Source organism: Henriciella sp. (genome assembly GCF_049649345.1).
Classification (GTDB): domain Bacteria; phylum Pseudomonadota; class Alphaproteobacteria; order Caulobacterales; family Hyphomonadaceae; genus Henriciella.
Map to the genome: position 1 here is coordinate 1 of NZ_JBARZC010000135.1, position 2,571 is coordinate 2,571.

Sequence of the window (2,571 nt, forward strand, 5' to 3'; positions counted from 1 at the left end):
GGGAGAGACAGATGGCTGATAAGAAAAAGATCGAAACAGAAGCCCAAGAAGGCCTCGCCGACCAGTATATAAGGCCAGCCGGCCCTGAATGCATGGAGAACCCGCCAGAGGAATGGGAAAAGGAAGATGAGGAATCTGACGAATCCTTCCCGGCGAGCGACCCTCCTGCGAACTACTAGTGTCCGGCCCTGAAGGCCTCGGCCTGTCTGGCGCCAGAACCCATTCCGTGCTCCATTGGCCCCAAGCCAGATCTGGGGTCCCACATGAAATATACCTGCCTTTGCGCCGCCGCCCTTCTTGTAGCTGCATGCGGAGGCGGCGATAGCGAGCTTCCCGCCGATGACATGGCCGCGCCTGCGCCGCCTGTCGAAACAAGCGTCGCCGGTGAGCCAGCGACCGACGATCCCGGCTTTGTCGGCGGACCGTGCAGCTATGAAGAGCAGATGATCGACGCGCATGTCATCGTTGTCGAAGACGATATGGTCGAACTCGCCGGAACCGATAGCGAAAGCTTCTACATGCCGGTCGAGAGCTTCCCCTCCGCCCCCGAAGCCGGCGCCGACTATACGATCAAGGCCGAGCTGATCACCGAAGGCACCTGCACGCCAGAGATATACACCGTGATCGAAGGCGATGTCGGCGGTGTTGAATAGGGCGCATCCAACGTAGTGCCAGCGGCCTTGTGGTTCGACTTCGCTCACCATGGCGACCTTTTTGCCCACGTTAGAAGTTAGCCCGCCGTTGTGAGCGATGTCGAAGCAACGTGTTTGCGTCGTCAGGCGGGGGCGTCTAGGCTTTGCAGACTCGTTCTTCAGGCGACTACCGATATGCGCATTGCCATCCTTCCCGCCCTCGCCCTGCTAGCGCTGGCCGCCTGCGGCAGCAGCGACGACACCGCACCCGTCGACGAAATGGCAGATGGCCCAGTCGATGCCCAAGAGACTATGACGGACGAAGACTGCAACTATGTCGAGAGCGTCTTCGGCGCCGACGTCGTCGCGGTTGAGGACGGCCAGGTCGAACTGACGGGGCCGGATCGCGCCTCATTTTACATGCAAGCCGACAAATTCGAGACCACACCCGCTTCTGGTGAGAAGTACACGATCAAAGGCCAACTGATCGTCGAAGGCACCGGCACGCCGGAGATCTATACGGTGATGGACCAGGCCAACTAGGCAACGAACGGCCCCGCCCGCCCCCCTAAAGGGGCGGGTTGGGGGCTAGAGATGTGCGAGCCGTGCTTCCACGTCTTCGAACGATGTCGACACAATGTGCGCCCCCGCCTCGTCCAACCGGGCCGCAAGCCCTGCATCGGCGTGTCCGCCGCCGGTAAAACCGATCACGGTCATGCCTGCCGCGCGGCCGGCTTTTACGCCATTGGGACTGTCCTCGATGACGAGGCACTGCGTGGGATCCGTCTCGAGCTGGCGCGCGGCGTGAAGGAAAAGGTCCGGCGCGGGTTTTCCGTGCTCGACCAGATCACCTGAATAGATGTGCGGGGCGAAGAGATCGTGGAGGCCGGTCATTCTGAGCTTGATGTCGAGCGATGCTGTCTCGCTGGATGACGCAACCGCCATTGGGCAGGCAAGGCGCCCTGCAAAGTCTGCCACACCTTCAATCGGCTGCAGCTCCGTTTCGTAACGCGCCCAGGTACGCGCCCGTAACCGGGCCGGGACATCCTCAGGCCAATCGAGGCCCTGCGCCTTTGCATCGGCGGCCAGCGCGGCATGATAGTCGCGATTGTGGATTCCCATGAAGCGGCTGATGTGAACGTCGCGGGGATAAGCGAGCCCCAACTCACCGAGCAGCTGAAGGTGCGTGTCGACGATGATCCGTTCGGAATCAATGATGACACCGTCGCAATCGAAAATAACGGCGTCGAAGTTCACCTAGCGCCGCCCGAACAGGCGTTCGATATCGGCGAGCTTCAGCTCGACATAGGTGGGGCGGCCGTGATTGCACTGGCCGGAATAAGGCGTCGCCTCCATCTGGCGGAGCAGTGCGTTCATCTCGTCTGAATTGAGACGGCGCCCCGCGCGAACAGCCCCGCCGGCGCAGGCCATATTGCCCATGATATCCTCGAACCGCTCTTTTAGCGCGAGGCCTTCTTCATATTCGGAGAAATCGTCGGCGAGATCCTTGATCAGGCTGGCAGCGTCCATATTGCCGAACAGGGCGGGCGTGGCGCGCACGCACACGGCCCCTGCCCCGAACGCCTCAATTTCGAGCCCCATTTCGGCGAGTTCTTCTGTGCGCTCTAGCACGCGGGTCGCTTCGTCTTCCGTCAGCTCGACGACTTCGGGAATGAGCAGCGCCTGGCGCTTGACGCCATCGGCGGCCATCTGCGCCTTCATCTGTTCATAGACGAGGCGCTCATGGGCGGCGTGCTGATCTACGATGACGATCCCGTCGCGCGTCTGGGCAACGACATAGGTCTCGTGCAACTGCGCGCGGGCGACGCCGAGCGGGAAGTCATGGACGGGGCCATCCTGCGGGGCGTCGGCTTCCATGCGGACCGAGGGGGCGTCATAGCGGGCGCTGTCTTCGGCCATGCCTGGCGCAGGCGGCGCA

Annotated in this window: 4 protein-coding genes and 1 pseudogene; 3 read left to right on the forward strand and 2 right to left on the reverse strand. The window is 62.1% G+C overall.

Annotation, left to right across the window (positions count from 1 at the left end):
* Positions 1 to 11: 11 nt before the first annotated feature.
* The 3 genes from WA989_RS03305 to WA989_RS03315 all read left to right on the forward strand — a co-directional run bounded on the left by WA989_RS03305 (position 12) and on the right by WA989_RS03315 (position 1,175).
* Complete coding sequence (locus WA989_RS03305) at positions 12 to 179, forward strand: hypothetical protein (protein WP_424339099.1); 168 nt, start codon at positions 12 to 14, stop codon at positions 177 to 179.
* Positions 180 to 263: 84 nt separating this feature from the next.
* A complete protein-coding gene (locus tag WA989_RS03310; RefSeq protein ID WP_424339100.1) occupies positions 264 to 653 on the forward strand; it encodes a hypothetical protein in 390 nt (129 codons plus the stop codon).
* A 174-nt stretch (positions 654 to 827) separates the two neighbouring features.
* Complete coding sequence (locus WA989_RS03315) at positions 828 to 1,175, forward strand: hypothetical protein (RefSeq protein WP_424339101.1); 348 nt, start codon at positions 828 to 830, stop codon at positions 1,173 to 1,175.
* A gap of 45 nt (positions 1,176 to 1,220) precedes the next feature.
* Here WA989_RS03315 and WA989_RS03320 read toward each other — a convergent pair whose 3' ends face one another.
* Together WA989_RS03320 and WA989_RS03325 are read right to left on the reverse strand one after the other, a co-directional pair.
* Entirely contained in the window at positions 1,221 to 1,889 is a 669-nt protein-coding gene (locus WA989_RS03320) for an HAD family hydrolase (RefSeq protein ID WP_424339102.1), read from the reverse strand.
* Positions 1,890 to 2,571: pseudogene (locus WA989_RS03325) on the reverse strand (DNA mismatch repair endonuclease MutL); the annotation flags it as partial.

What these genes read in the sequence shown, in the direction of transcription:
- WA989_RS03310 (WP_424339100.1), top strand. Translation starts at nt 264, where the DNA reads ATGAAATATACCTGCCTTTGCGCCGCCGCCCTTCTTGTAGCTGCATGC.
- WA989_RS03305 (WP_424339099.1), top strand. Translation starts at nt 12, where the DNA reads ATGGCTGATAAGAAAAAGATCGAAACAGAAGCCCAAGAAGGCCTCGCC.
- WA989_RS03315 (WP_424339101.1), top strand. Translation starts at nt 828, where the DNA reads ATGCGCATTGCCATCCTTCCCGCCCTCGCCCTGCTAGCGCTGGCCGCC.